Genomic DNA, 23,165 nt, shown 5'->3' with positions numbered 1-23,165 from the left:
GGGAAGTATCGCAGTGTTCGAAAGGGCAGACAATTATGACAACGACCGACGACCGGGCGCGGACCACCGACGACGCCGAGGAGGAGACGACAGCTACCGACGGCGAGGTGGCGGTGACCGAGCCGGAGACGGCCATTGCGGCCGAGGTCGAAGTGCCGGACGCAGCGGGCGAAACCGCGCTCGCCGAGGGCGAACCGGCGGCTGAGAGTGAAGCGGCGGCTGCTGAAGCTGAAGCAGCCCAGGAGATTACGGTATCGGTGGCTGAGCACGATGTGGCGGCCGAGTGGGAGCCCACAGCTGTGACCGAGGGTACCGAAGCGACGCGAGCTGAATCCGCATTTGCTGAGACTGAACTGGTGGTGGCCGAGGGTGTCGCCGACGCTGAGGCGGAACCCGTAGCTGACGCACCCGACGCCAGTGAATCCTCCGCCGCCGAGAGCGATCCGATTGCTGAGGGTGAAGCGGTCACCAAAACTGTGGCACTCGAGGATGAGACACCGACCGAAGACTCGGCGACAGCCGAAGATGAAGTGCCGCAACCCGACTCGACAGTCGAGGCCGAAGCCGAAGTTGCCGACTCGGTCGAGGAAACGGAAGCGACCGCCGCCGAAGACGAAGCCACCGCCGAGGCTCAACCTGATACTGAGGCCGAAACTGCGGCGCCGATCGCCGAAGCCGAGGGTGAGGCAGCCGCCGAGACCGAAGCCGAAACAGCAGACGAAAATGAAGTGCCGCAAGCCGCGGGGTTAGTCGAGGCCGACGGAGTCGAGGTCGCGGATGCGGCTGAGGAAACGGCTGGCGTGGACGCCGAAGACGATGTCGCTGCCGAGAGTACAGCTGGCGAGGCTCAACCTGATGGTGAAGGTGCGGAGTCGGTGGCGGAGACCGCTACCGTGGCTGCGACTGAGGCCGAAGGTGAAGTGCCGGAAGTCGAACCGGCAGTTGAGGCCGAAGCCGAAGTCGAGACCACGGAGGACGCCGACACCGACGAAGGTGATGTGAAGGTGGCCGACGAGGAGGTGGTCGGCACCTCCGGCGAGATAGCTGAAGGCGGTGCGGACGTCACGACCGAAACACCGGCCGAGGTGGACGTCGCCGCAGAAGACAGCGATGCGGTAGTCGCCGAGACTGAACCGACCGTTGCGGAGGAGGCGGAGGCCGAAGAAGAGCAGGTCGCTGCGGCGGAGGTCGTCGCTGAAAGCGAGGCACCCGCACACGGCGAGGAGGCGCCCGAGGCTGAAGCAGTTGCGGGCGATGCAGCCGACGAAGAACATGCGGCCCCCGCCCCAGAGGCGGAAGCGTCCGACGCAACAGAGCTGGCGGGCGAGGCAGCCGCGGCGGAGTCACCCGATGCTGAGGCGGCCGGGATCTTCGAAGTGGTTGAACAGGGGCAGGTAGTAACCGAGGGTGAGCCACCAGCGGCGGCCGAGGCCGAAGCGGAATCTGCCGCAGTGGGCGTGGAAGCGGACGAGGAATACGCACCAGCTGGCGATGAGGAGGATGTCGAGACCGGTGCCTCCGCCGAGGCGGTCGCTGCCGAAACCGACGCACCAGCCGAGGACGCGACGGTGGCCGAGGTGGGTGGTGGCATCGAGGTAGCTGAGGAAGTAGGCGTTGCCCAGTCCCCCGAAGTGGAATTCGCCACCGAAATACACGCGATAGCCGAGGAAGAGCCCGCGGTTGCGGAGACGCCAGAGCCAGAGGCCGAACCCGTGGCCGAGGAAGAACCCGCGGTTGCGGAGGCACCAGAGCCGGAGGCCGAACCGGTGGCCGAGACCGAACCCGAAGCAGAGGTCGCGGTTGCGGAGGCAGCAGAGCCGGAGGCCGAACCAGCGGCTGAGGCTGAACCCGTGACCGAGGCCGAAGCCGAAGCCGAATCTGCCGCAGTGGGTGTGGAAGCGGACGAAGAATACGCAGCAGCTGACGATGAGGAGGATGTCGAGACCGATGCCTCCGCCGAGGCGGTCGCTGCCGAAACCGACGCACCAACCGAGGACCACACGGTGGCCGAGGTGGGTGACATCGACGTAGCTGAAGAAGAGAGCGTGGCACAGCCCCCCGAAGTGGAATTCGCCACCGAAGTACACGCGATAGCCGAGGAAAAGCCCGCGGTTGCGGAGACACCAGAACCAGAAGCCGAACCCGCGGCCGAGACCGAACCGGTGACCGAGGAAAAGCCCGCGGTTGCGGAGACACCAGAGCCGGAGGCCGAACCGGTGGCTGAGGCTGAACCGGTGGCCGAGACCGAACCCGAGGCAGAGGTCGGGGTTGCGGAACGTGAAGAGGTAGCCGAAGGCGACACCGCTAGTGAGATCGAGCAAGAAGCTGAGGACGCGGGCAGTCCCACCGAGAGTGACGTAACCGAAGATGCGATAGCGACCGACGACGAGACAGGCGTCGAGTCCGAAGAGAAAGTGGGATTGGTGGCGGTCGGAGCAGAGGACCTGGTGACGTATTCGAGTTCAGTCGTCCTGGCCACCGAGAAACCGGCATCCGCCGGTGAGGGTGCAGCGGCGAGAATCAGTGATCATGCAGCGATCATCAGCGATCAGGCGAGGATCATCGCGAAACTTCGACGAAGGGTAACGGTTCTCGAAACCATGATCAAAGCACAGGAGGCCCAAGCCCACTCACTGGTCGGACTCGCGGCAACCTACAAGAACGAATTGTCCAGTCTCGCAGCCGATCTCATGGATCTCTGACCTGCCACCACGAAAACACCGGGAAGCGCCCGCACGCGGTAAAGCCCACGGCGCTTCGCGGCCGGTTCGGCGAGGGACAGCACGATCTCCGCGCACACCACGATCAGGTGCGCGGCCGCCACCCGAGTGACATCGGCGGTGACGATGAACACGGGTTCATGGGCACGGATCCATGCCCGGCGGCGTCAGGGCGTGCACGTAGCAAGCGAACTCTCTCCGAACACACAGTTCGACACGAAAGCCGTTGCGCTGCAACGGCTTTCGCTCGGGTTCCGGCTCAGACCCGGCCCGGTTGGAACCGGTCACCGAATCGGACCCGCCAGTGCGATCATCAGCCCCGGGCCGCCCGAACCGGCGTCCCGCATACGGATCGGCAGCCGCCTTGATTCGACCCTTCCGCGCGGATCAGCCGAGTTCGAACCGCCGACTTCCCATATTCATACGCGCATGCTTACTATATGCACATGCGTACTATTGAGATTCCCGAACAGCCGTTCGCGGACGGCATCGTGCTCATGCCGTGGAAGCCCGGTCCGCGCCAGGACATTTCCGGGCGTGTGTTCGTCAGCGTGACCGACTTCCTGGCCCGGTCCGAGGAGGAAGTCCGCAGCATCTACGAGATCGGACTCGAGCTGGGGAACACCTGGCCGGTCATGCAGGGCGCGGTGGGCCTGTGGCTGTGGGGCAGGCCCACCGCGTGGCGCGGCGGATCCATCACGGTGTGGGAATCGGAAGATGACATGCGCCGATTCGTGCGATGGCCGGTGCACGCCAAGATCGTGCGGGCCTGGCGCGGGAAGGTGGGCATCGGCACCGACTCATGGCAGGCTGACCACTTCGAGCCGCGACAGGTACTGGAACGCGCGCGGAACACACTCGAACGTCCACATCGCGAAGCCGCATGATCTTAATGCTCAGGATTTGCCTATCGTCCCTCGCGTTCCGCCCAACAGAACTCGCCCTTTGGTCGTGCATTTCACTGTAGGTCTGCCTCCTGATCTGCCCCGACATGCCCGAGGGGCATCCGGAGGCGTTGTTGCACAAGAGATCCCGACGCCTGCTAGCGAATATGTCGCAGGCACTGCCTTTTGCGTGTTCGGATAGCTGTGCGCGGGCGAACCGCATGGTTAGCAGACGGCTACGCCGGACGCGCCCGCAGGTAATCCGTCGCCGACAGCACCTTCAGCGCCTGCCGAACGCCGAGTGGCGCCCACGACGCCGACGCATCGTGCACAACCACCGGATCAATGAGCAGCACGACGGTCCCTTTGGCCTCGAGCTCGAAACCGCCTGCGGCCGTGACGTTCTTGACCCATTCGGTCCCACTCTTGGCGCGAATTCGCCCCCATTTCCGGGTTAGTTCACCACCCTGACACCCATCTCCACGCCCCGGTCTCCGACCTGCGATTTCACGTGTCAGCGGGGTGGTCGCTGTGAGTGAAGCAATGCCTGAGCTCGGCAGCCGCGAGTCGTCTCGCACCGGACCGGCGCCCAGCGAGTCGGGCTCAGCCCGACCAGGAGAGCCGGGTTTGCCCTTGCCGCGCCTGCGTCCGCACCGAAACTCCGAGGCGTGCTATACGGTTCGCCGCATCGACTCCGTCTCGGCTGTCTACGGTCTGGGGGTCATGCCGACGCTGGGTTGGGCTGGCGGCGACCGGCTGAAGTGGGAGGTCCGAGGTGGTTTGATCCTGGTCACCCGCCTGGAACCCGAAGCGCCGGTTTCGCGCAGCGACACCTCGGTCATCTTGGCCAAGGGGTACCTGCACATCCCGGCGCAAACCCGCTATGCCGCCCGCATCGAGCGCGGGGACTGGGTGCTGCTGACCGCCGGGCACACACCGGGGGTCCTGGCGGTCTTTCCGCTCCTGGCAGTCGACGAAGCCATTCTGCCCCGCATCGACGCCGTCCTGGGGGTGCGCCTGTCATGACAGACCATGTCATCGATACCCGTACAGGCACCCTCGAAGCGGCGCGAGTGCTGTTGGCGCAGCTGAACCTGACTCCCGAGGATCTGCTGGGGGCACCGAGCATTGCGCGACGCGTGCCGACTTTCGGCGAGTACATCCCCGTGGTGCTGGCCTCGATGCCGCCGGGCAGCAGTTCCCTTCGGACATACCGGTCCTATTGGGACAAGATCCTCGCTTACGGTTGGTCCGAACGACGGCTGGATGAGCCGACGGTCACCGAACTGAAAACGATGATCGAGCATTTCCGGACGACCCGGCAGGTCCGCAGCAACGACAGGGGCGGGCGCGGAGTAGTCGATCACGCGATCACCGTGCTGCGGTTCCTGTATCGACGCGCCGTCGATGACGGCTACATCCGACGCGACGACGACCCCACCACCCGGTTGAACAAGTCCGCGGCGGTGCCCTCATCACGCAGGGCCTTGCCGGATCAATTGCTGCGCTGGATCATCGAGGCCGCCGACACGACCGGCAACGCCCCCGACCTCGACAGCCTCATCATCCGCCTGCACATCGAAACCGCCTGCCGGGTCAAGGGGGCGCTCTCGCTGCGCCCCGAAGACCTCGACCCCACCCAATGCCTGATCCGACTGCGCGAAAAGCGGGGCACCAGCCGGTGGCAACCGGTGTCACCGACCTTGATGCACGAACTGCTCCGCCACGGCGCCGAGCGCGGCGCACGGCCCGGCGAGCAGCTACTCCGCAACCGAAACACCAGTCCGATCAACGCAAATCGATACGACCGCATGTTCCGGCGATCGGAGAACACGTCCCGGCCGTGCTGGTGCAAGGAATCACCGCGCACTGGTTCCGCCACACCACCCTGCGTATCGTCGAACGCAACTTCGGCAAAGCGGTCGCGAAAGCCTATGGCGGGCACTCCGATCGATTCAGCAGCGCCAACGACATCTACACCGCCGCCAGCATCGAGGAAGTCGCCCGCGCGCTCGTCCTGCTCACCGGCGAGCCGCACCCGCTCACGGAATCCGGGGATCTGTTCACACCGCCGGCCGAGTACAGGATGATATCGAGATAGATGACCAGCACGCCGACCCGTTCGCGCATCTGCCAGGGTCTTTCGTCGGTACCCAGGAGATTCCGTCCGGCTGGCTCGATACGCCTCGTGGTCTGATCCCTCGGGAACCGATCAGACCGATGTCGATCGAGATGCTTCGACGATGGCATTGGCGGCGGTTTGTGGTGCACGCTCGCCGCCGAGGCGGAGCACGGCAGCGAAGCCTTCGGCGAGGCATTCGGTCAGGGTCGCGAGGTCGGGGATCGCGGCGGTGTCCGCGTTGATCGCGACGTAGCAGGTTCCGGTGTGCGAGGTCAATGTCACGTTGACGGCCGTGCCGATGGTGGGGCCGAACGCGTACATACGATCGATGCACGCCCCGGCCATAAAGAGGGGCACCCGGGAACCCGGGACGTTGGAGGCGACAAAGTCGACATGCTTGAGCATCTCGGTGACCACGCCGACCGGCAACCGATTGAACGCCGCAGCGACAGCACCGGACAGCGGTACGGCCGGCTCGCGGCGCCAACCGTCGACCGTGGCGTCCACGGCGCGCATCAAGTCTTCGGTCTCGGCGAGATCGACCGGCAACGCGAAACGAGCGAGCGTGATCCGGTTGCCGCCGAGCGGATCATCAGCCGTCCGAAGACTGATCGGCATGGTCAGCCGCAAATGGTCGACCTTCGCCCCGTGCCGCTCGTGATATTTGCGTAGTCCTATGACCACCGCGGTCAGGAATGCATCGTTCATCGTGCAGCCCACAGCCCGCGCGGCACCACGCATTTGCTCGACGGGTGCATCCAACACCGCAAGTCGGCGACCGAGACTGCGTTCGATCATCACCGGCGACAGCGTCGCGGTAACAGGCTTGGCCAGGCGGACCAGCGAGGTCGCGAGAGCGGCGCCGTCACGTACCGCCCGCGCGGGATGAGTGGCAGCTCGCCACGCGGTGTGCGGCGTTGCCCGGATACTGCCGCGAAGGAGATCCGAGCCGACCGACCAGTTCCAGGCCACGATATCGCGCAGCGCGCCGTTATGGTCGTACGGCGGCTCGGGCGGATGGCCACGATCGGTGCCCGCACGATCGAGATCGAGCAGCGCGGTGGCGATCTGAATGCCGCCGATACCATCGGTGAGGCTGTGGTGCACTGTCATCACCAGTGCACACCCTCCATCTGATAAGCCGCTGAGCAACGTCGAGCGCCACAGTGGACGAGCCGGATCGAAGGCGGTCATCGCCTCGGTGCGCGCGAATTCGAGTACCGCGGACATGGTCGCCGGTTCCGGCAGCGCGGCCCGTCGCAAGTGCCAGGACAGGTCGAAGCCCTGATCGAGCGCCCACCTGGGCGGGGCGAGACCGAACAGCGCGGTGACCAGCCGATGCCGCAACCTCGGCACCAGGCGGGTGCCGCGATCGATGGTCTCCACCAAACGATCCCAGTCCGGATCGGTATCGAGGATCAGAACCGAGACGATGGTCGAACGCAGGGCCGGATCTCGCTCCATGTTCCACGAGAACAGATCCGACTGCGACATGTGGGATTCGCGGGCGCCCATCACCTGCTGCCGTCTTCGCCGTAGTACGTCATGCCTCTTCTCAGACCTCTATGCCGAGCAGCCTGCGTTCGATCTCGCGAGCCGGAAGGGCGGCATGCTCGGCGGTATCCGTACTACTAAGCCTCCTCGGTCCCGGCCGAAGGCAACCGATCACGAAGACTCTTATGGCGAGGCCCTTCGTCCCCATCCTCGGGTGCCTGGCGAGGAATCACCGGCTACAGGAATGCGCTGTTCGGCCGTGCGCCTCGGCCCGTCGCCGGCGGCGATGATCGCGGTCGCCCACCGAGATCGAACGCCCCGTCGACCGGATCCACCGCCACGTAGACGACGTACCCCACCGACCACATCGACGATCTGCGAGCCACCCTCTACGGCTCGGCGCGGTCCTCAGCCTGAACTTCGAGCAGGAGGCGAGGCGCTGTTCACGCTGGCGCGCAACCAGGCCGGCGACCCCGCGACGAGTCCAGCCTGAGCGTGGACATCGACGCAGGAAGCTTCATCAACCGACCACTTCATGAACAGACAGCCGCAACCTTTCGCCGGACTGATTCCAGGGACCGGGCCGGGGCTGTCTTCGCGGCCATCTTTCTCGTCCGAAAACCTCAGCGATCGACCGTGGGTTCGTAGGATCAAATGATGACGTTCCTCCGGGAATCCGAGGAACCTCCCGATCTCAGCAAGATCGAGCACCGGGCATCCTCGGTTGCCCAGATGCTGGTCGACCGCATTGCCGCGACTCCAGACGCGGAGGCGTTCCGAATCCCTGACGGCGAGGGCTGGACCAGCGTGTCCTGGAAGCAGTTCGGTGACCGCGTCGACATCCTCGCAGCCGGGCTGATAGCACTGGGAATCCAGGCCGAAGACCGGGTCGCGCTCGTGTCGTCAACGCGGTACGAATGGGTGCTCGCCGACTTCGCCGTAATGTGCGCCGGTGCGGCCACTACCACCGTGTACCCCACCACCAACGCCCCCGGCGTCGCGTTCATCATCGCCAACTCGGGCAGCCGCATCGTGGTTGCCGAGAATCAGGACCAGGTCGACAAGTTGATCGAGCATCGCGCCGATTTGCCTGACGTGCAGCAGGTGGTGATCTTCGACGGCCAGGGCGACGGGAACTGGGTGATCGCTCTCGACGACCTCGAAGAGCGCGGACGCGGACTGCTCGCCGAATCCCCCGACACGATCGCCGAGCGCATCCGCGGCATCCGGCCCGAGCATCTAGGCAGCATCATGTACACCTCCGGCACGACCGGCACCCCGAAGGGGGTTCGGCTGCCGCATTCCGCATGGACCTACAGCGCCGCAGCGATCGAAGCCCTGAACGTTCTCAGCCCAGACGACCTGAACTTTCTGTGGCTGCCGCTGTCCCACGCGTTCGGCAAGGTGATGCTGGCACTGTCACCGCTGATCGGCTTTCCCACGGCGATCGACGGCCGGGTGGACAAGATCGTGGACAACATGGCAATACTGCACCCCACCATCGTGGCGGCCGCCCCGCGCATCTTCGAAAAGGCGCATGCCCGTATCGAGGGCATGGTGGCCGAAGAAGGTGGGATCAAGAAGAAGCTTTTCGACTGGGCGGTCGGGGTCGGCCTGAAGGTTTCGCGTGCCAGGCAGGCCGGCAAGCAACCGTCGTTGCTGGTTTCCTTGCAGCACGAAATCGCCGACAGGCTGGTGCTTTCCAAAATCCGTGAACGCTTCGGTGGGCGGCTGCGGTACTTCGTTTCGGCAGCGGCCCCTTTAGACCGCGATGTCGCGCAGTGGTTCGACGCGATCGGCATCATCGTGCTCGAAGGCTACGGCCTGACCGAGACCGCCGCCGCCTCGTTCATCAACCGCCCCGGTGCATACCGGTTCGGAACCGTCGGCAAGCCGTTCCCCGGCACTGAGGTCGAGATCGCCGAGGACGGCGAAATCCTGCTCAGAAGTCCGGGCGTGATGAGTGGCTATCACGACCGCCCCGATGCCACCGCCGAGGCTCTGGACGCGGACGGCTGGTTCCGCACCGGCGACATCGGCGAAATCGACGCAGAGGGATTCCTGCACATCACCGACCGCAAGAAGGACTTGTTCAAGACCTCGCAGGGCAAGTACGTCGCGCCCTCCGCGATTGCCGCCACGTTCAAGGGAATATGTCCGTACGCATCGGAATTCATCGTCTACGGAGAGACACGACCCTATTGCGTCGCACTGGTCGGCCTCGACGCCCAGAGCGTCACCGAATGGGCCGGCAAACACGGTCTGGCAGACAAACCGCTCGCCGAAATCGCGCGGCACGAGAAGACCCACGACGTGATCGCCGCCTACGTCGACCACCTGAACGCCCAACTCAATCGCTGGGAACAGATCAAGAAATTCGACATCATCGACCACGAACTGTCGGTCGAGGCAGGCGATCTCACACCGAGTATGAAACTGCGCCGCAAGATAGTCGTCGAGAACCTCGCCGACAGCATCGACGCCCTCTATCACTGACGTCGACCAATGCCTACGGCCGCGGGCTTCCGGGATCTCGTAGCCGAGCGGCACTGTGGACCTCGCCGCACGCGATGCGCGACAGCGAGTTGGAACACGAACTCGGGTCGGACAGCCTCGGCGTCACGGAGTCGCTCGACCGTACCGAGGATGCGTTCGGGGTGAGCCTGGAACGCGGCATCTCGGCACCGGTAAGGGATACCGCGGTGGGCCTCTGGTGGACAGTTGTGATTCTCGCCGCGTACTGGGTATGGGCGCCGACCTGCGGGTGTCGACGCTCTTGTCGACGACAGCGGGCATCGACAATGATCAGCGCCACAGCGAAATCCCGTGCCAGAACCAGGGTTATCGCGCTGATCGGAGCCGTCATCGCTGTGATGTGTTCAGCGCTCGGTGCAGCCCACGCCGATCAACCTGGTTCCGAGTCCGCACCCTGTGAGGCCACGACATGGCCGCTGCCGTTGGGCACGCTGTGTCGTGCTGGGCAGCCGACGGGCACTGTATCTCCGGTGCGGCAACCAACGCTCGCTATTGGGATTGGCCGATACAGCCGCACACCTACAGCGTTCGGCGCGCAGGCACTGATCGGGCTTATCGAGGATGTCGCGGTGCCAGCCTCTGGGAATTCAGTGGGCAATCACTGCGAGGCAAACGACCGGCGACATTCGCTGGCAAGCTGGTCGGTATGTCGACTTCGGAGACCGCCGCCCCGCGGGTGCTGCTGGTCGAAGACGACCGCCGACTGGCCGAGATGGTGGCGTCGCTGCTCGTCGAGGAGGGCTATCGGGTGCAGACCGCCGTGGACGGTCAGAGCGGACTGCACTGGGGGCTTACCCAACAATTCGAGGTGATGATCATCGACCGAGGGCTGCCCGTCGTGGAGGGTTTGGACCTACTGCGGGCGCTGCGGGACCGCGCCGTCGTCACGCCCGCATTGGTGCTGACCGCCCGCGGAGCCCTTGCCGACCGGGTCGAGGGTCTCGACGCCGGGGCCGAGGACTACTTGGTCAAGCCGTTCGAAATCCCGGAGTTGCTGGCACGAGTGCGCGCACTGCACCGTCGCCACCGGGCGGCGACGGTGTCGTTGCCGATCGGTGCTCGGACGTTGGATCTTTCGGCGCGCTCGGTGGTGGGTGGGCGCGACGAAGTGGTCCTGTCCGCGCGTGAGTGCGCGCTACTCGCGGTCCTGGCCCGGTCACCGCGGCAGGTGTTCACCCGGTCCCAACTGCTCGAGTTCGTTTTCGACCGCGCCGATACCGTCGGGACGGTGGACACCTACGTGCATTACCTGCGCCGCAAACTCGGTCGCGGCGTGATCGACACCGTGCGCGGGGTCGGCTATCGGCTCGGCACCCGGTGAGGATCCGCCGCCGGGGCCGACCCGCCGCGATACCCACCGAGTCGACGGTGCTGCGCCGTACCACTCGCAGGGCCGCTGTGCAGACCGCGCTGGCGCTCGGCGTGGTGTTGGCGCTGGTCGGTGTGGTGCTGTACATCGTCGAGGTGAACATTCAGCAAGATCAGATCGACACTCAGCTGGCGCAGGTGGTCGCGCATGTCGATGACGTCGACGATCCACCGCCCGGCATGGCCATCGCCATCCGCGACCGCAAGGGTGCGGTCATGGTGAGTGATCACGCGCCCACGCCGACCGCGCCCGCTGTGGCGGCTTCCGCTGGATATCGGAATCTGCGTTCTGACGGTGTGGACTACCGGGCGCTGGTGGCCGACAGTTCCGGTCGCAGAATCGCGGTGCTGGTAGATCTGACGCCCTGGCAGGAGGGTCGGCTGCGGTTGCTGATGGCGTTGCTGGCCGCCGAGGCGGCCGGTCTGGCCGCTGCGGCAGGAGTCGCCGTGCTGCTCTCGCGGCGTGCAATCCGCCCGCTGGCTGCCGCATTGGGGCTGCAACGCCGTTTCGTCGCGGACGCCTCCCACGAACTACGGGCGCCGTTGACCGTGCTGCACACCCGTGCGCAACTACTCGCTCGGCGTGCCGAGCGCGACAGGTTCGACGAGACGTTGACCGCCCAGCTGCGCGATCTGGTCTCCGATACCCGTGCCCTCGCAGATATCGTCGACGATCTGCTGCTGGCGGCTTCCACGCAGCACGAACCAGGTCGCGCTGAGCACATCGATCTGCTGCGGCTGTGTCACGAGGTGCGCGACAGTGTCGGCGACTACGCCGCGGACCGCGATATCGCCGTCGAGGTCACCAGCGGGCCGCCGACGGGCGAGCTGATCGTCGAGGGCACTCGCCCGGCGTTGCGGCGCGCGATCCTCGCCTTGGTCGACAATGCGCTCAGCCATGAAAATCCTGGTGGCACAATCACATTGCGTGTCGCTCGAGCTGCCGACCGGATCGACGTCACGGTATCGGACACCGGTGTCGGCCTCGATCCGCAGGATGTCGATCGACTGTTCTTGCGGTTCGCCCATGGCGACGGGCACAGCGCGGGCGCCCGCCCACACGGGATCGGTCTGGCGCTGGTCCGTGAGGTCGTCGAGGCACATCATGGGCGCATCTCCGTCGACGGCGCACCCGGCCGCGGTGCAGCCTTCACCCTGCATCTTCCGGCCGCGACGAATTGAGATGTCGCGGTGTCTGTTCCAAGAATGCTCCAAGAATCGGTCCATACACTCCGCTCGACTGAGTGCCACTACCGAGGAGTTGAGTCGCCGTGGGGCCGACAACGATCAACGGGCTACCCGCCCACGTTCTGCTCGTTCACATCGTCGTGGTGATGGTGCCGGTGACCGCACTGCTGGTCGTTTCGTGTGTGCTGTGGCCCTCCGCGCGGCGGCGGCTCGGCATCCTCACCCCGCTGACGGCCTTCGTCACATTGGTGTCGGTGCCGCTGACCAGCCATTCGGGGGAGTGGCTGGAGCACCACACCAGCCGCGATCCGCTGGTGCGCATCCATGCTCATTTGGGCGATGAGATGCTGCTGTGGTCACTGGCGGTATTTGCGCTGTCGCTCGTCTGGTGGGCAGTGCACAGCGAGCGAGCCACCGGCTGGATGAGGTCGCGGACCCGACGAACCGAGGCGGTAGTCGCGAACAAGGTCGTTGCTGGTGTGCTGGCTGTGCTTGCTGTGGTGGTGGCGGGCGGCTCGGTAGTACAGGTCTATCGAATCGGCGACAGCGGCGCGAAAGCGGCCTGGCACGACCGGGTCGGCACAGCCGCCCCATCGGCGCCGGACAAATAGCCCGTTCTCTACCGCCGTACTGATTGCCGCCGCAATTTGCACCATGCTCCTAACCGAGTGGAAGAACCGTCGGCGGGTATTCGGCCAGGAAACGCTGACGGTTTCGTCGCAGCTATCGAGTAGGTCGACCGCGGGTGGGCACAGGAAGGAATTTCGCCCTTGCCCGAGGAATCCGGATTCGTTGTGGTCGAGATGATCCGCAACAGGAGCGAACCGAGCTTGATCCGCTCGTGGTCACCCATGGCGCATTCCTTCGTGTGTTTCGGCCGTTCGTTCGGCGTGGACCAAAGGTGTCCACAGCGAGAGTCCGCGCCATCGACCAATCTGTCGGTGGTGGCGCGGGCATGGAACTGGTTCCCTTGTGCGAGGTGGTCAGCGTGCGGACGGCGCGTGTGTGCTCGGCTGGTGGGCGCGCACGAGTGGATGTGGTTCGTCGGTCATGACCGACAGTGCGGCGGCTACCTCCTGCAGGTAGGACTTGACGTAGGTGGCGGTGGCGCCGTTGGTCTTTCCGCGGTGTCCGGCGTATTCGCGGGCGATCGAGAGGAGTTCCTGGTGACCACCGCCGTCATCGTCGCTGGTACCGCCATCGCGCTCGCCATCACGGCGTCGACGATCCGGATACCGCGGGAATACGAACGCGCCGTAATGTTTCGGCTCGGCCGCCTGTGCCCGCTGCGCGGTCCGGGTCTGGTAGGACTGATCCCGTTCATCGACCGCATGGTGCGCGTGGATCTGCGCACCGTCGCCCTCACCATCCCGCCGCAGGAAGCGATCACCCGCGACAACGTGCCGGTCCGGGTGAATGCCGTCGCCTACTTCCGGGCGATCGACCCGGTGCGCAGCGTCGTGGAGGTGGGGAACCACGCCGTCGCCACATCCCAGATCGCCCAGACCACACTGCGTTCGGTCCTCGGCCGCGAGGACCTCGACACTCTGCTGTCCGAACGCGATCAGCTCAACACCAACCTGCAGAAGATCATCGACGCAGACCGAGCCGAGGGGGTGAAGGTCGGCCTCGTCGAAATCAAGGAGGTCGAGATCCTGGAGGCCATGCAGCGCGCCATCGCCCGTCAGGCCGAGGCCGAACGCGAACGCCGTGCCCGCGTCATCCACTCCCGCGGCGAAGTCCAGGCCGCCGAAAACACCCGCGAGGGCGCCCAGATCCTCTCGGGCACGCCCGGTGCCCTTCAACTCCGCTACCTCCAAGCCCTCGGCGAACTCGGCCCCGACGGCCGCTCAACCGTCGTGTTCCCCATGCCCATAGACCTCGCTGAACCGTTGAAACGCCTCCTACAGCGATGAGTTCCGCTGATGGGGAGAAACTGAGTCACCTTCGACCCTCTGTTTCCAGCACTATCGACTGTCGCTGTTGGAGATGACGGGCCGCGCCGATCTGCGCTCCACCCGAAAGGTCCCTCCGGGCGCGAGCTGCTCGATATGGCCTCGGCATTCGACTTCGATCGGCGCCAGCGCACCTGGCTCGGACCGCACTTGCACGCTGTCGCCGCTGATCCGGATGGTCAGCCGGTGACCGCGGTAGCTGATCGGGAACTCCAGCGAACCAAGGGATTCCGGCCAATGCGGCGTGAATATCAAACGACCGCTGCGGATTTCCAGCCCGGTCAGACACCGCTGCACCAGATCGATGCTGCCCGCCATCGCACCCAGGTGGATACCTTCGGCGGTCGTTCCGCCCTGGATGTCACCGATATCGGATTCCAGGACACTGACGAAGAACTCCATGGCGCGGTCACGGTTGGCACGGGCCAGCACCCAGGTGTGTACGACACTGCTCAAGGTCGACCCGTGTGCGGTGCGGGCCAGGTAATAGTCGATAGTGCGCGGGATCATCTCCCCGGGCAGGTCGTATCCCAGTCGAAGCAGCAGTTCCCGGAGCTCGTCCGAGGACAGCAGATAGAACAGCATCAGCACATCGGCCTGCTTCACGGCCTGGTACCGGTTGACGTCGTCGCCCTCGGCCTCGAGGATCCGGTCCAGCCGCCGGATGTCACCGTAGCGCTCCCGGTAGCGGTCCCAATCCAGTTCGCCCAGTTGGTCGTAGCCTTCGAATTGGCTGATGACACCGTCGTGGAACGGCACATACATCCGGCGGCTGACCTCGGCCCAGTGCGCCGGCTCCGACGGTGCGACGCCGAGGGTCTCCATCAGTTCGGCGCGATCGCGCGGCACGAGCAACTCCAGCGCGTCCAGCGCCCGCAGAATTACCCATACCGCCATGACATTGGTGTAGGCATTGTCATCGATGCCGTCATGCGGAGCTGCCGGATAGCCGGAATGGAATTCGTCCGGGCCGATCACGCCACGAATGCGGTAACGGTCGCGGCCGGCGTCGTAGGTCGCGATGCTCGCCCAGAACCGGGCGATCTCCACCAGCATCTCGGTGCCGTATTCGGTGAGGAATTCGCGGTCGCCGGTCGCCTGATAGTAGTGCCAGACGTTGTAGGCGATCGCGATGCCGATGTGCCTGGCCCGTTGGCTAGGGTCGGGGTTCCAACGCCCGGACCGGGGGTTGAGATGGGTCTGCTGGCTTTCCTCGCGGCCGTCGCTGCCGGACTGCCACGGGAACATCGCACCTGCCCAACCGTTTTCAGCTGCGGCGCGGCGCGCTTCTGCCAATCGCCGGTAGCGGTAGCGCAACAGCGATCGGGTCAGGGCAGGAAAGCGCAGATTCAACACCGGGAATACGAACAGCTCATCCCAGAAAACATGTCCGCGATACGCCTCCCCGTGCAGGCCTCGCGCCGGGACACCCACGTCGAGGTCGGCGGTGTTGGGTGAGAGTGTCTGCAGCAGATGCAGCAGGTGCACACGCAATATGCGCACCGCGTTCTCGCGGTCTTGGAGATCGAGACGCACCCTGTCCCACAGGTGGTCCCACGCCGCTGCGTGCCCGTACTGCAGATCCGCGAACCCGGGCTGGCAACTCAGCCAGCGGACAGCCTCCTCCTCCGGAGTGGAGCTCGCGTGGTCGCGCCCGGTGAAGACGGTGACGACCTTCTCCAAGGTCGCCGCAGCCCCGGCGGTCATCTGCACGTCGAAGTCGTGTCCGATCATGCCATCCCGGTCGACGAGTTGTCCTGTGCCGGTGATCGCCTCCCCGTCTCGCAGAATTCTGCTGCGGGCCGCCATCGCCACTGGAATCCGTGATCGGCTGGTCGCCACGACCAGCAGCACCGAATCCGCGGATAGTTTCCTAGCCCGCACCGGAGTGAGATGGTCACCGGACAGGGCCCGATAGCGTCCCACCAACGAGTTCCGTACGGCACCGTCGAGCGCCGAGCGGATCTGCAGCCGTCCCGACCAGTTCTCAGCGACGATCGTCGTCTCCAGAGCGCATACGTGCGGCCGATGCATGGCGGCGATCCGGCGCTGGGTGACCTGCGTGATCCGGCCCGCGGTGTCGCGGAATCGGAACCGGCGGGTCAGCACCGCCTGACGCAGATCGAGTTCCTGTCGGTAGGACAACAATTCGGCGGTGTCGATGTCGAACCATTCGCCGTCATCGATCCGGAACCACACCGGCAGCCAGTTCGGCAGGTTCACCAGGCTCTCGTTGTTCACCGTTCGCCCCGCGAGCTTGTCGCTGCGGCGGTCGTAGATTCCGGCCGCGTAGGTGCCCGGATAGTGGTGCTCACCGGCCCGCGATTCGGGTGCGGCACCGCGCGTGGCGAAGTAACCGTTGCCCACCGTGCACAGCGCTTCGCGCAGTTTCTCGGTGTGCCGATCGTACCCGTCGAAGACGAGTGTCCAGGCATCGGCCGCCTCCGAATCGGATTCGCGGCCCAGGGTCCCCGCCATCCGATCGAGGAGGTCGCGGACTCGACCGGGGCCGTCCACCGCGAATCGGGCCGCCGTGCGCCGGTCCCCGTCCTCGGTGTGCCGCACCACGATTCCGATGCCATGCGCCGCGACGGCATCGAAGCCATCCTCGTCGGTCAGATCGTCGCCGAGGTAGATCGGCAGTTCCGGGCCCGGCAGATGACCCAGGATCCAGTCCAATGCCCGGCCCTTGTCCCAGTCCACATCCGGGCGCAACTCGGTGACCTTGCGGCCGTTCGTCACTCGCAGCCCGCCCTGCTGCGCGACCGCGTGCACCGCACCGACCGCCCGGGCAACGACCTCGGGCGCGGCGTTGCGATAGTGCATCGCAATGGCGAATCGCTTGTGCTCCACCCGAACTCCGGGAATATCGCCGACCCGGCGGCCGAGTTCCGCTGCCGCGGCAGCGATCGCCTTTTCAGCAGACGGTGCTGCATCGTGTACGTGATAGCTGCCGTCGGGAGCGACCAGTTCGAAGCCGTGGCTCCCCGCATACCAGATTCCCGCCAACCCCACCCGCTTTCGCAGATCGGTCAGATCGCGGCCGCTGACGATCGCAACGGGGCATTCGTCGGCGAGTGCGGTGATCGCCGACGCGGCTCCGTCGACCAGGGCGGCGTTATCCGGGTCCGGAACGATCTCGGCGACCGTGCCGTCGAAATCCATCAGTACGGCCACGTTCTCGGTATCGAGCAGGGCGGAGATCCGGGGCCAGGACTCCAGCGCACCCGCCACCTCCGACATGCGCCGAAATCCGGCACGCACACGGACCTCGGCCAGATCGGTGACGACCACATCGGCGCCATGCGAGCGCAACTGGTCGGCGTGCCCGGTCCGGTCGACGCCGATCACCAAGGCGAACCCGCCCCGCCGACCGGCGGTGACTCCCGCTTCGGCATCCTCGACAACGACGGTCCGGCGCGGATCCGCACCCAGCCGACGCGCAGCCTCGACCAGCATCGCCGGATCGGGTTTGCCCGTCAGCCGCAACTCCTCGGCGACGATCCCGTCGACGCGCACCGCGAACAGATCGCCGACACCGGCCGCCTCGAGCACTTCGGCACAGTGACGGCTGGCCGAGAAGATCGCCGTACCGATGCCCGCGTCACGCAACTCACGCACCAGCGCGACCGTGGACTCGAAAACCGGGACTCCGTCGCGGGCCAGCCGATCCTGGAACAGATGATCCTTACGATCGCCCAGACCGCAGATGGTGGCGGCGCTCTCCGGATCGGATGGATCGCCCCATGGCAGCGAAATTCCGCGCGACGCAAGGAAATCCGCCACACCGCTGTAGCGCGGTTTACCGTCCACGTAACGCTGGTAATCCGCGTCGGTGAACGGTGATCGGTCCTGGCCCGGCCCGGCGGGGAGTTCGGCGAGAAACGCGTCGAACAGTTCGGTCCACGCGGCGGCATGCATCGACGCGCTGTCGGTGACTACCCCGTCCATATCGAAGATCACCGCGTCGTGCCTGCGTACATCGATCACCGGTGCAGGCTGTCCGCTTGCTCTCACCTCTTCAGATTGGGGTGATCGGTCCCCTTGATCAAGGGCCGGAAGTCCCGGCGAGCGGCTGTCTGTGATCGCGGCGGGCTGGCACCATCATCGCCCGGTTCCCCGAACCGACCGCCGCCTTCAGCTGGTTTCCGGCCGAGTCGCACGCGGGCGGGGCATTTTTGCACGAATTCACTCCTCCTCCACCGGGACGGGCCGCTGCGCGTGCCCGGCGCGATTGCGGAATCAGCCGCGACAGCGATGACGCCCGTCGAACGCATTGCGCACCGGATCAGCATCCGAGTTGGTATCGCCGCCGTGGCTGCCGGGATCGACACCGGCGCGCGCTAGTCAGGGAGTTGTTGCGGCGGGATGGAGCGGACTCCATCGGCGGAACCCACCCGAAGCCGATTCGAGCCGCCACCACGCCAACCGCTCGGCGAGCTCGGGCAACCAACTGGCCGGGGCATCGCAGAGATCGTGTCGCGCACGGGCAGCCGCGGCGTGCAGAACGTCGGCAGCGACAGCGGGAAAGTCGTGTCGAAGGTGCTCGATCACAGCGGCGACAACGACGTCGTGTGTGACTCTATCCGATCTCACCGATGTCATCTCGTCCCCTTCTTGCCAGCTCGTGCGTGGATGACTTTGTCGACCGACGGTATTTGCTCCATCGTGGCGGGGGCAGGGCCACTCGTCCCACTCTCGTGGGCCGATAGGCACTACGACCCGGGGTTGGCTGGGAGAGGCCGAAAGACCTGGTCGCTGGACCTAATTCCCCTATTCGGCGACCAGGTACGCGACAGAGAGTGGGATCACAAGCTGTCCGATCGAAGGAGCCGTCATGGACTGGCCCACCGCGACCGTCATTGTCGCCCTAGTCATCGCATTGATGGTCATCGTGACCACCTATCTGTCCGCCAAGAAGTCATAGACACTGGACAAGGACAAGGCAATGGCCCAAACGCATCCTGATCCCGAGACAGTGCGATCCGCGCTCGCGCTGGCCGTGCGCGCACCGTCGATACACAACACCCAGCCGTGGCAGTGGCGCGTCGGCGACCGCACGGTGCACCTCTACGCCGACGACAGCCGGCAGCTGGCACTGACCGATCCGGATCGGCGCGATCTGCTGCTCAGCTGCGGGGCGGCACTGCATCACTTCGCGGTGGCGGCGCGGTCGTTCGGTTGGCACGCCGTGGTGCATCGGTTCCCGAATCCGGCCGAGCCGCAACACCTCGCATCCATCGAATTCACCACGACGATCCCCGCCGCCGACGTCATCACGGTGGCCAGGGGCATAACCCGTCGCCGTACCGATCGGCGACGCTTCACCTCATGGGAGGTCCCGCCCACACATACCAGGCACATCATCGAGGCGGGGGCCGCGGAGGGCGCGCTGGTCCATGAGATCGCCGGCGGTGGCACCCGGACGCGGCTGGTGCAGGCCTTTCACGAGGCCGCTCGCCTGCATCGCGACGACGCGAGGTACCAGACCGAACTCGCGCTGTGGAGCGGGCGCCATGTCACGCCCGAGGGCGTACCCGCCCGCAGCGCCGTCACCGCAACAGATCCACTGACCCGCGAGTTCCGCAGTCCCGAGCTGACCGAGGCGGTGATCCATGATCTCGACGACCGCGGCGTGCTGCTGTTGGTGCACACCACCGCCGACGATCCACTGTCCCGGTTGCGCGCGGGCGAGGCCACCAGCGCGGTCCTGTTGGCCGCCACCACATTCGGGTTGGCCACCTGCCCGCTCACCGAACCGCTGGAACTGCCGGGCACTCGCGACCTGGTGCGCACCGACGTCCTGTCCGACAGTGGTTTCCCACAATTGATCGTTCGAATCGGCTGGGCCTCGACAAGTGCCGCGCAGGTACCACTCACCCCGCGACGCCCACTCGATGACGTGGTGCGGCCGCTGTAGGCGGGCCCGAGCGAAAAGGTACCAATGCCACCGACCATCCGAACGGCAGGGTTGACCAAGCGCTATGGCAAAAAATCGGCGCTGGTTGACCTGAGCCTCGAGGTGCCGGCCGGAGTCGTCTTCGGTTACCTGGGCCCCAATGGCGCGGGGAAGACCACCACCATCCGAATATTGGCGGGTCTGCTGCGGCCGACGCGCGGTACCGTCGCAATCTGCGGTGCGGACACAGTACGGAACCGAGCCGCGGCACAACGCCGGATCGGCTATCTCCCTGGCGAATTCGTCGCCTACCCGGATCTCACGGGCGAGCAGTATCTGAGCTATCTCGCGAACCTGCGTGGCGGGGTCGACCTCGAGGTGCGTGTCCGGCTCGCCGAGCGCCTCGGGTTGGATACCTCGACACGGATCGGTGCGATGTCACACGGCAACCGGCAGAAGGTCGGGATCGTGCAAGCGTTCATGGCCGAACCCGAACTGCTCGTCCTCGACGAACCGACCGCGGGCCTGGATCCGCTGGTCCAGCACGAATTCCATACGCTGCTGCGCGAGGTCAGAGACGAAGGACGCACGGTCTTCCTGTCCTCGCATATGCTCTCGGAGGTCCAGGAAGTGGCCGATACCGTCGGCATCCTGCGGCAAGGGCGGCTGGTGGAGGTGCGCTCGATCGCCGAACTCACCGCCCGGCCGCTGCGTCGGCTGGATCTCATATTCGCGGGCACGCCGCCGGATCTGGACGCATTGCGCCACATCGATGGGATACGGGCGGTGCACGCCAACACCAAGGCGGTCCACGTCGAACTCGAAGGGCCGACCGCGCGATTGCTACAGGCGGTTGCACCGTATGAGGTCACCGACATCATCAGTCGCGAACCGGATCTCGAAGAGGTCTTCCTCGCCTACTACGGACAGGATTAAGTCACCATGCTGGGTACGGTGTTCACGAAGTGCCTGCGCGACCAGCGGCGCGCACTGCTCGGCTGGAGCATCGGCATCGTCGCGCTGGTGGTACTGGAATCGGCTATCTGGCCATCGTTTTCGAATATGTCCGGTGTGCAAGAGTTCTTGAAGAACTACCCGGAACCAATGCGCAAACTGTTCAACCTCGACCAATTCTTCACCGGCGCCGGATTTCTGAACGGCGAACTGTTCAGCATGCTGTTGCCGATCCTGTTCCTGGTGTTCGCCATCGGCCGCGGTGCGCGTGGCATCGCCGGTGAAGAAGAACGCGGGACGCTGGAAGTACTTCTGGTGAACGGGGTTTCACCGATACGGCTGGCACTCGAACAGGCGGCCGTGGTAATCGCGTCGGTGGGAACGCTCGCCATCGTGCTATTCGGGTCGATCGCGGTGGCCTCGGCGATCTTCGGTCTCGGAGTGTCGATCGGCGCCGCCGCCACCGGGGCGCTATCGATGGCGCTGCTCGGCATCGAGTTCGGGTTGATCGCCGCCGCGGTCGGCGCGGCAACCGGTCGGCGGATCGTGGCATCGGTCGCCGCGGCGGTGCTCGCGGTCGCCGCCTATGTGCTGTACATGACGAGCAAGCTGGTCGCGGCGGTGCAACCGTACGGACCGTGGTCACCGTTCCATCAGGCGATCGAGGGCGGCCCGCTCGGCGCCGGTCTGCCGCTGGCGTATTCGTGGCTTGCGCTCGCAGGAATCGCATGCCTGCTGGTCGCGTTGCCTATCTTCGATCGCCGCGATATCTCCGGCGTGTAAGCAACCACCCGGCCGGTCGCCGGGTAGTGGTGTGTGCTGGAGCAGCCCGCACTACCGGGGGCCAAGGATGGTCGTTGCTAGTAGAACCTGGATCGTGCGGTCCGGGTTCCGGGACCGGCGGCGCAATTCTGAGGGGCCAACGGCTGCGCAGTTGGTGCCATTCGGTCCTGCCGCCGCACCACGCGCTGGCGTGACGATTGACCCATGACGACCAGCGCGACTCGATATCGGGCACCAGGATTCGGCGCATCCGTGATGTTGTCGGCACTGCATTCCCCGCTTGTTCACGGACTGCGACACAACCTGTGCGAGCTGCGATATCAGGCGCGACGTTCGGGTCGTTCTATCGCCTTACCCGTGTCCTATGCCCGCATGGACCACAAGGTGATCGTCCGGGTCGGTCGCGCCGAGTCGAAGACGTGGTGGCGCAACTTCCGCACACCCCTGCCGTTTTCGATATGGCTCGATGGACGGTGGTACCGAGGAACGGGGCATGTGACACAACGTGATTCGCTGGAACGCGAGGAAGCGGCAGCGATCTATCAGGCGGCATTTCCCCGTACGGAGGTGCCGACGACCGATCCGATCGTGGCGATCGAGTTGTCCGGTACACGCGAGCCGATGGCTGGCGTCCCGGACCTGCCCACCGAACCGCGGGAACTGTGGCGACACTGGTTCGCCAACGTCACGGCGGGAGAATTGCTGGGCTTCGCGGCGCCAGCGGTGACCGGTGCTCTGGTGCGCGTGGCCGCACCACTCGCCGCCGCCATCGCGCTGCTGATCGCCGGACTCGTTGAGGGCAGTGTCCTCGGCTGGTTCCAGGCCAGGGTGTTGCGGTCGGCTGTACCCGCAATGCCGCCGGGCGACTGGATTCGCGCCACGGCACTCGGGGCATTGGTCGCCTGGTCGATAGGTGTGGTCCCGTTGCTGGCCGGTGACGGACTCGACGCGTGGTCGCCACGGGTGCTGGTGCCCGCGGCGGTGGTAGGCGGGATCGGCTTGCTCTTGTCACTCGGCGCGCAGTGGTTTGTGTTGCGCCACTTCCTCATCGATGCGGACCGCTGGATCGCGGCGACGGCCCTGGCCTGGCTGGCCGGGCTGTTCGTCTTCATGGCGTTCACCAGCCCACTGTGGCAGCCCGGACAGTCCACATCGCTCGTGGTGTTGATCGGCATCGCCGGTGGCCTGTTTATGGCCGCGGCAATGGCCGCCGTCACCGGCTACTTCCTCGTCCGCATCCTGCGTACGACGGCCTGAACTACT

The 23,165-nt window shown here is 65.6% G+C and carries 15 protein-coding genes; 13 read left to right on the top strand and 2 right to left on the bottom strand.

The genetic code is table 11. The features are described 5' to 3' along the window. Positions 1 to 35 precede the first annotated feature (35 nt). The 4 genes from ACFYOW_RS29140 to ACFYOW_RS29125 all read left to right on the top strand — a co-directional run bounded on the left by ACFYOW_RS29140 (position 36) and on the right by ACFYOW_RS29125 (position 5,694). Positions 36 to 2,702, top strand: a complete 2,667-nt coding sequence (locus tag ACFYOW_RS29140; protein ID WP_387293171.1) for a hypothetical protein — start codon at positions 36 to 38, stop codon at positions 2,700 to 2,702. A 464-nt stretch (positions 2,703 to 3,166) separates the two neighbouring features. Further along, complete coding sequence (locus ACFYOW_RS29135; protein ID WP_387293170.1) at positions 3,167 to 3,607, top strand: hypothetical protein; 441 nt, start codon at positions 3,167 to 3,169, stop codon at positions 3,605 to 3,607. Between the two features lie 624 nt (positions 3,608 to 4,231). Further along, positions 4,232 to 4,630 (top strand): hypothetical protein, encoded by a 399-nt coding sequence (locus tag ACFYOW_RS29130; RefSeq protein WP_387293168.1) that lies wholly within the window; start codon positions 4,232 to 4,234, stop codon positions 4,628 to 4,630. Beyond that, positions 4,627 to 5,694 (top strand): tyrosine-type recombinase/integrase, encoded by a 1,068-nt coding sequence (locus tag ACFYOW_RS29125; protein ID WP_387293166.1) that lies wholly within the window; start codon positions 4,627 to 4,629, stop codon positions 5,692 to 5,694. The genes ACFYOW_RS29130 and ACFYOW_RS29125 overlap by 4 nt, the downstream gene beginning before the upstream one ends. Before the next feature lie 122 nt (positions 5,695 to 5,816). Here the strand turns inward: ACFYOW_RS29125 and ACFYOW_RS29120 are convergent, their stop codons facing one another. Then, positions 5,817 to 7,220 (bottom strand): wax ester/triacylglycerol synthase domain-containing protein, encoded by a 1,404-nt coding sequence (locus tag ACFYOW_RS29120; protein WP_387293164.1) that lies wholly within the window; start codon positions 7,218 to 7,220, stop codon positions 5,817 to 5,819. A 657-nt stretch (positions 7,221 to 7,877) separates the two neighbouring features. Between ACFYOW_RS29120 and ACFYOW_RS29115 the strand changes: the two genes are divergently transcribed. The 5 genes from ACFYOW_RS29115 to ACFYOW_RS29095 all read left to right on the top strand — a co-directional run bounded on the left by ACFYOW_RS29115 (position 7,878) and on the right by ACFYOW_RS29095 (position 14,227). After that, entirely contained in the window at positions 7,878 to 9,716 is a 1,839-nt protein-coding gene (locus tag ACFYOW_RS29115; RefSeq protein ID WP_387293261.1) for an AMP-dependent synthetase/ligase, read from the top strand. A gap of 685 nt (positions 9,717 to 10,401) precedes the next feature. After that, the gene (locus ACFYOW_RS29110) at positions 10,402 to 11,076 is read left to right on the top strand and encodes a response regulator transcription factor (RefSeq protein WP_387293162.1); all 675 of its coding nucleotides are present in this window, start codon (positions 10,402 to 10,404) and stop codon (positions 11,074 to 11,076) included. Further along, positions 11,073 to 12,305: a sensor histidine kinase gene (locus ACFYOW_RS29105; RefSeq protein ID WP_387293160.1), complete on the top strand. Its 1,233-nt coding sequence runs from the start codon at positions 11,073 to 11,075 to the stop codon at positions 12,303 to 12,305. Before ACFYOW_RS29110 ends, ACFYOW_RS29105 begins: the two co-directional genes overlap by 4 nt. 89 nt (positions 12,306 to 12,394) lie before the next feature. Next, positions 12,395 to 12,922 (top strand): hypothetical protein, encoded by a 528-nt coding sequence (locus ACFYOW_RS29100; RefSeq protein WP_387293158.1) that lies wholly within the window; start codon positions 12,395 to 12,397, stop codon positions 12,920 to 12,922. A gap of 555 nt (positions 12,923 to 13,477) precedes the next feature. Beyond that, positions 13,478 to 14,227: an SPFH domain-containing protein gene (locus ACFYOW_RS29095; RefSeq protein ID WP_387293156.1), complete on the top strand. Its 750-nt coding sequence runs from the start codon at positions 13,478 to 13,480 to the stop codon at positions 14,225 to 14,227. Between the two features lie 51 nt (positions 14,228 to 14,278). On the opposite strand, the gene otsB is transcribed toward ACFYOW_RS29095, so the two are convergent. Beyond that, a complete protein-coding gene (otsB, locus tag ACFYOW_RS29090; protein WP_387293259.1) occupies positions 14,279 to 18,217 on the bottom strand; it encodes a trehalose-phosphatase in 3,939 nt (1,312 codons plus the stop codon). Positions 18,218 to 19,214: 997 nt separating this feature from the next. Here otsB and ACFYOW_RS29085 point away from each other — a divergent pair. The 4 genes from ACFYOW_RS29085 to ACFYOW_RS29070 all read left to right on the top strand — a co-directional run bounded on the left by ACFYOW_RS29085 (position 19,215) and on the right by ACFYOW_RS29070 (position 23,159). After that, entirely contained in the window at positions 19,215 to 20,186 is a 972-nt protein-coding gene (locus ACFYOW_RS29085) for an Acg family FMN-binding oxidoreductase (protein ID WP_387293154.1), read from the top strand. A 24-nt stretch (positions 20,187 to 20,210) separates the two neighbouring features. Next, entirely contained in the window at positions 20,211 to 21,101 is an 891-nt protein-coding gene (locus ACFYOW_RS29080) for an ABC transporter ATP-binding protein (RefSeq protein WP_387293152.1), read from the top strand. Positions 21,102 to 21,119: 18 nt separating this feature from the next. Next, entirely contained in the window at positions 21,120 to 21,902 is a 783-nt protein-coding gene (locus tag ACFYOW_RS29075; RefSeq protein WP_387293150.1) for an ABC transporter permease subunit, read from the top strand. 372 nt (positions 21,903 to 22,274) lie between these two features. Beyond that, the gene (locus tag ACFYOW_RS29070; protein WP_387293148.1) at positions 22,275 to 23,159 is read left to right on the top strand and encodes a hypothetical protein; all 885 of its coding nucleotides are present in this window, start codon (positions 22,275 to 22,277) and stop codon (positions 23,157 to 23,159) included. The last annotated feature ends 6 nt before the right edge of the window (positions 23,160 to 23,165 follow it).

Origin of the sequence: Nocardia sp. NPDC006982, from assembly GCF_042869435.1 — a bacterium.
Classification (GTDB): Bacteria; Actinomycetota; Actinomycetes; order Mycobacteriales; family Mycobacteriaceae; genus Nocardia.
The sequence above is the reverse complement of the archived record's forward strand: the minus strand, read 5'-3'. Positions and strand labels throughout refer to the sequence as shown.